Genomic DNA, 5,218 nt, shown 5'->3' with positions numbered 1-5,218 from the left:
TGGCTGTAAGTGCTGATCGCCCCCTCGTGATCGAGGAAGTGAATGGCCTGCTGCAGCACCGTTTCCGAGAGCCTCAGCTTGGGGTGGGCATCGCTGAGGTCGTGCATCAAGGCGGTGGGGTAGCTGTCGTGATCCAGCAGGCACTCCAGGATCCAGCACACCGCCAGCTCCAACCCCAGATGCTGAATGGGGGGCTGCTCAAAAAAGGCCTGGATGGCTCCAAGGCCCGCAAGCTCCATGGAACGGGGAGATCGCATCACAACCGCCAAGAGGCACACCCACCTGCTAGCGCAATCTCATTTCGATTTTCAAGAGCGAAAGATGATCTTGGGTTTTGGTGCTGTTCGCCCGGCTGTCCGCGACGATGGCCTCAGCTCCTGTCAACGCCTTGCCCAGCCCTAGCTCCAGCGGCTCTGCAGCGCCGGCCGCCGGCTCAAGCCCGGCCCGCTTTGCCGTGCTCGATGCCGATCTCACGCCGGAATGGCATGCGCTGCTCGGCCGCTCCAGCGCCCTGGCGGTGGACACCGAAGCGATGGGCCTGGTGCATGGCCGCGATCGGCTCTGCCTGGTGCAGATCAGCGACGATCAAGACAACGTGTGCTGCATCCGCATCCTGCGGGGGCAGAGCGAAGCGCCGCTGCTCAAGCAGCTCATGGAGCGCGCCGACATCGTGAAGGTGTTCCACTTCGCCCGCTTCGATGTGGCGGCCCTAGGCGAGGGGCTCGGCATCGCCGTGAACCCGCTGTTCTGCACCAAGGTGGCCAGCCGCCTGGCCCGCACCTACACCAATCGCCACGGCCTCAAGGAGCTCGTAGCGGAACTGTGCGGCGTGGAGCTCGACAAAGGCGCCCAGAGCAGCGACTGGGGCCGCGTGGAGGAGCTGAGCGAAGCGCAGCTGGCCTACGCCGCCAATGATGTGCGCTACCTGCTGCCGGCTCGGGAGCGACTGATCCAGATGCTGGAGCGCGAGGAGCGCCTGGATCTGGCCCAACGCAGCTTCCAGTGCATTCCGGTGATCGCTGAACTTGATCGCGGCCGCTTCGGCGCGATCTTCGAGCACCGCAGCTGAGGGGCAGGGGCGGCTCAGTCGTCGCCCAGATAGTTCGCCTCTTCCGCCACGGCTTCCAGCAGCACATCCAGCAGCTGGCGCGACTCCTGCCCCACACCTTCGCTCTCCAGCAGCAGGCGCTGGGCGATCAGGAGCCGCCCGGCCGGATCGCGCACCCCCTCTTTGGAGGCCACCAGATCCACCTTGCGGCGAGCCGCAGCGATGCTGATGCTCAAAGCGCTGGCCAGCTTTCCGCAGGCGGTCACGTAGTCCTTGTCCTGGGGAGCTGCCATGCGGGCTGCAAGAAGCGTCAGCCCATCATCCCGCCTGGCCTAGAAGCGGGCCGAAGCAGCCGCTGCTCCAGCAACAGGGCCAGGGCTTCACTGCCGCCGGAGGGCCCCATCCGCCGCGCACCGATCCGACCCAGCGCCGCCCGCCGCTGCGGATCGTGCAGCAGCTGCGCCAGGGACTGGGCCAACGCCTGCGGCGTTCTGCACATCTCTACGGATCCCCCCAATAAGCGGCTCTGGCGCTGGGCAAAGCCGAGCTTGAACTGCGGGCCTGGCCCCGGCAACGACAACGCCGGCACCCCAAGCCCCACTAGCTGTTCCGTCGCGGTGCCCGCAGCCGCCAGGCCTACCTCGGCGGAGCCGGCCCAGGCCGCAAACCGCCCGGGCCCCACCAAAAGCAGCACGCTGCCGCGCTGCCAGGCGGCTGCCGCCTGTGCGGGCGGCGGCCCAGGCACCGGCTCAAACCCCAGCCCGTGCAGCAGCGGAGCCCACTCCTCGGGCGATGGACGCGAGCCGCAAGGGGCCAGCACCAACAGGGGCTCGGCTTCGCTGAGCAAGTGCAGGGCCTCCAGCAACCGGCGCAGGTTGCCCAGGGCCTCGGGCATGCGGCTGCCACCCAGCAACAACAGCCTGCGGCGCCCCTGCAGCACTGGCGGCAGAGGCTCAGCCTGCAGGCCATCCATCATCGGGTTACCCGGCGCCAGCGCGTCCACGCCATGGCGGCGCAAACCGCGGGCCGTGAGGGAATCGCGCATGGCCGCCAGGCGGCAGCGGCGCCGGGCCATCAGGACCCATTCCCAGGGATCCCACTCACTGCCTTTGCAGCGGTGGTACAACGCCGCAAGACCAGCTGAACCAGGCCCGCTCGCCCAGGTGTAATCGCTCTTGGGGGTGCCAATGAAGCCGTAGGGCGCACCGCTGGCCCAGGCCAGCAGTAGCGGCAGCAGATCACCCACCGCCAGCACGGGATCGCCGCTGCGCCCCCAGCGGCGCACTAGCCGCCACTGCCGCCAGCTCAGGCCGAGCACCCCAGCCCCGAGATCGGCCAACAACCCCCTGAGGCTCTGATTGCTGAAGCCGCCGCTGGGCAGCTGGCGGCGCGGCCCGATCCGCCGCAGCACGCCTGCCTCCTCAGCAGTGGCGAACGCTCCGCCCTCCCCCACCAGGGGCAGCACCGCAAGCTCCAACTCGGGCCTGCGGCGATGGAGCGCCTGCAACACCCGCAGGGCGATCAGGTCCTCCCCATGGCCGTTGCTCAGCACCAGCAAACGGCCGGGCATCCCGTGACTGATACGATCCGCCCTGGGAGTTTGCTCCCGTCTGGCGGCATGGCCAAGTGGTAAGGCAGAGGATTGCAAATCCTTTACCCCCAGTTCGAATCTGGGTGCCGCCTCTCGTTTCCGATCAGCGCAGCTGAGCGTTGATGATCCACGGCGGTTCTCCAAGGGCCGCCAGATCGCTGTTTGCTGCTTCGCAGCGCAGATCGCTGGGATCGATCCGGCAACCACCGCGCACCGACCAGGTGCGTGGCAGCGACTGCACCAGGCCGCGCCCATCAAAGCGAGCCAGGCTGAGGCTGACGAGGTTGAAGCTGAGCTGACGCTTCAGGGAGCAACTGCCATTGCGGCACCCCATGGGTTCACTGCCCTCCGCCAAGGCACCCACCAAGGTGAACAGGATGGAGGCGCCGGGCTCCTTGGCGTCGGCCTGCACACTCAGGCGCAGCACCTCCGAGCTGCGTTGATCCAGCCGCAGCTCCTGGCAACGCAACCGCGGCGCCGCCCCGTGTTCCACAACGCAGTTGTTGGGGCGGTAGCGCCAACGGCCAAAGGCCTCCTCCGCGGCCGCCAATGGCCGCCAGGGCCCCAGCAGCAGCACAGCTGCCGCCAACACGGCACCGCAACCCAAGGTGCGGCCCACCCTCAGTAGCCGGAGTCGGCTACACACATGCCGATGCACACCAAGCCATTGCTGGCGGTGCGGCCGCAGTGGCCGCAGAGCACCGGATCCGACTCCACTGTTTCAGGCGGCGCCTCGATGGCCTCCTGGGGTGATTCGGCAGCTCGCAGTGGCTGAAGGTCGGCGGAGGCGGCGGTCATGGCGATGGCTGAGCTGGGCAGAGAATTCACCGCAGAGATAGCCCCGATTGGCTCGATCATGGCAAGCAGCAGCCAGCAACCCGGGATCGGGGTGGGCACCTGGGCCTGGGGGAACCAGTTCCTGTGGGGCTACGAGCCGGAGCGCGACGACGAAGCCCTGGCGGCAACTTTCCGCCGCTGTCTGGAGCGGGGGCTGAACTTCTTCGACACCGCGGATTCCTACGGCACCGGCCGGCTCAACGGGCGCAGTGAGGCCCTGCTCGGCCGTTTTGCCATGGCAGCCCCGGCCGACGAGCGGGCCAAGCTTTGCATCGCCACCAAATTGGCCCCCTTCCCCTGGCGGCTGGGACGCCAGGGCTACCGCCGCGCCTTCGCTGCTTCTCAGGAACGGCTGCAGGGGCAACTGCACCGGGTGCAGCTGCACTGGAGCACCGCCCGCTACGCCCCCTGGCAGGAGGGGCCGCTGCTTGATGGGCTGGCCGACCTGGTGCGCAGTGGTGCTGTGGAGAGCCTGGGGGTCTCAAACATGGGGCCCCAGCGGCTGCGGCAACTGCACCAGCGCCTAGCCGATCAGGGCATGCCCTTGCGCAGCCTGCAGGTGCAGCTCTCACTGCTGGCGCCGCAACCGGTGCTGGCAGGCGGGGTGGCGGAGGCGTGCCGTGAGCTCAACATCGAGCTCATCGCTTACAGCCCGCTTGCCCTAGGGCTGCTCAGCCGCAGCAATAGCCAAAAGATGGTCGGCGGCCGGCCACTCACCGGAACCCGCCGGCGGTTGTTCCAGCAGCTGGAGCCCAAGGTGCAAGCTTTGCGCCAGCAGATGGCGGAGATCAGCGCGGGCAGGCCGGGTGGTCTAGCCGCCGTTGCCCTGAATTGGTGCCGCGCCCACGGAGCAATGCCAATCCCCGGCTTACGCAGCTGCGCCCAGGTGGATGCCACGGCCGCTGCTCTCAGCTGGCAGCTCAGCGGCGACGAACGCCACAGCCTTGACCAGTTGGTGGGACGAGCCGGCGCCGCGCGGATGCCGGCCAATCCCTTCCAGAGCGCCTGATCAGGCCTGGCCCATCAGGGGCGAGGGATCGGGAGTGAGCACCACAGGCATGCGCTCCCGCTCGGATGCTTCAGCGCTCTCCGTCGGCCGGCTCAACGAAATGAGCCGGGGGCGAGGAGCTTCCAGCACCGCCGCCGCTGTTGGCGCTTCCGGAGCGGCAGGACCCTCATCACAGGCGCTGAGAGCCTCCTGCAGCAGGGAGTCGAAGGTGGCACCGGGCAAACGATGGCGGGCGATCTCCAGAAAGGCCCGAGCCAGTGATTCACCAGCGGCCGCCTTCAGGGCAGGGTTGGTGCGGCGCTGCTCTTGCTCCTCTTCCACGGCGCGGATGAAGCGCTCGGTGACATCACGCTTGGTGGCGGCGCGAATGCGGGTTTCTTGCTCTTGAGGCGAAAGCTGCAGCTGCTGATCGAGCTCCTCAAGCCGGCGACTGATGCTCTCGAGCACTTCGCGGGCTTCCTTGCCCACGTGGGCCAACTGGCCATCAGAAAGGCGGGGCAGATCCGCCACAAACACCTTGCCGTGGTCGCGAAGGGTGAGAAAGGTGGGGCGAACGCTGCTGCGGCTGGGGTAGGCGTCGCGGGGGCGCAGCGGGCGATTGGGAGGGATCGGACCAGCGGAGCTGCGCCGGCGAGTGATGCGGGTGGAAGCGTTTAAAAGCGAGCCGTTTAACGACATCTCAAACCTATAAAGAACGGACCTATGCGCTGTGTTCTGCGTTGCCGAACAATCA

At 67.7% G+C, this 5,218-nt stretch carries 7 protein-coding genes, 1 tRNA gene and 1 pseudogene; 3 read left to right on the top strand and 6 right to left on the bottom strand.

Annotated elements, in window-relative coordinates:
• Positions 1-257, bottom strand: a pseudogene (locus ACIQ2E_RS12305) (Pex protein); the annotation flags it as partial.
• Between the two features lie 107 nt (positions 258-364).
• On the opposite strand from ACIQ2E_RS12305, the gene ACIQ2E_RS12300 reads away from it, so the two are divergent.
• Positions 365-1,069, top strand: a complete 705-nt coding sequence (locus ACIQ2E_RS12300; protein WP_398330925.1) for a ribonuclease D — start codon at positions 365-367, stop codon at positions 1,067-1,069.
• A gap of 14 nt (positions 1,070-1,083) precedes the next feature.
• Here the strand turns inward: ACIQ2E_RS12300 and ACIQ2E_RS12295 are convergent, their stop codons facing one another.
• Together ACIQ2E_RS12295 and ACIQ2E_RS12290 are read right to left on the bottom strand one after the other, a co-directional pair.
• The gene (locus ACIQ2E_RS12295; protein ID WP_296445037.1) at positions 1,084-1,341 is read right to left on the bottom strand and encodes a hypothetical protein; all 258 of its coding nucleotides are present in this window, start codon (positions 1,339-1,341) and stop codon (positions 1,084-1,086) included.
• Between the two features lie 17 nt (positions 1,342-1,358).
• Positions 1,359-2,618 carry a lipid-A-disaccharide synthase-related protein gene (locus ACIQ2E_RS12290; protein WP_398330921.1) on the bottom strand — a complete coding sequence of 420 codons (1,260 nt, stop codon included), beginning with the start codon at positions 2,616-2,618 and terminating at the stop codon, positions 1,359-1,361.
• Between the two features lie 42 nt (positions 2,619-2,660).
• On the opposite strand from ACIQ2E_RS12290, the gene ACIQ2E_RS12285 reads away from it, so the two are divergent.
• Positions 2,661-2,731: transfer RNA gene (locus tag ACIQ2E_RS12285), tRNA-Cys, on the top strand.
• An 11-nt stretch (positions 2,732-2,742) separates the two neighbouring features.
• Here the strand turns inward: ACIQ2E_RS12285 and ACIQ2E_RS12280 are convergent.
• Positions 2,743-3,285 (bottom strand): hypothetical protein, encoded by a 543-nt coding sequence (locus tag ACIQ2E_RS12280; RefSeq protein ID WP_398330918.1) that lies wholly within the window; start codon positions 3,283-3,285, stop codon positions 2,743-2,745.
• Positions 3,261-3,467 carry a hypothetical protein gene (locus ACIQ2E_RS12275; protein WP_398330915.1) on the bottom strand — a complete coding sequence of 69 codons (207 nt, stop codon included), beginning with the start codon at positions 3,465-3,467 and terminating at the stop codon, positions 3,261-3,263. The genes ACIQ2E_RS12280 and ACIQ2E_RS12275 overlap by 25 nt, the downstream gene beginning before the upstream one ends.
• Before the next feature lie 28 nt (positions 3,468-3,495).
• Between ACIQ2E_RS12275 and ACIQ2E_RS12270 the strand changes: the two genes are divergently transcribed.
• The gene (locus ACIQ2E_RS12270; RefSeq protein WP_398330912.1) at positions 3,496-4,485 is read left to right on the top strand and encodes an aldo/keto reductase; all 990 of its coding nucleotides are present in this window, start codon (positions 3,496-3,498) and stop codon (positions 4,483-4,485) included.
• On the opposite strand, the gene ACIQ2E_RS12265 is transcribed toward ACIQ2E_RS12270, so the two are convergent.
• A complete protein-coding gene (locus ACIQ2E_RS12265) occupies positions 4,486-5,163 on the bottom strand; it encodes a hypothetical protein (protein WP_398330909.1) in 678 nt (225 codons plus the stop codon).
• Positions 5,164-5,218 lie beyond the last annotated feature (55 nt).

It is taken from the genome of Vulcanococcus sp. (assembly GCF_044369115.1).
Taxonomy (GTDB): Bacteria; Cyanobacteriota; Cyanobacteriia; order PCC-6307; family Cyanobiaceae; genus Vulcanococcus.
The sequence above is the reverse complement of the archived record's forward strand: the minus strand, read 5'-3'. Positions and strand labels throughout refer to the sequence as shown.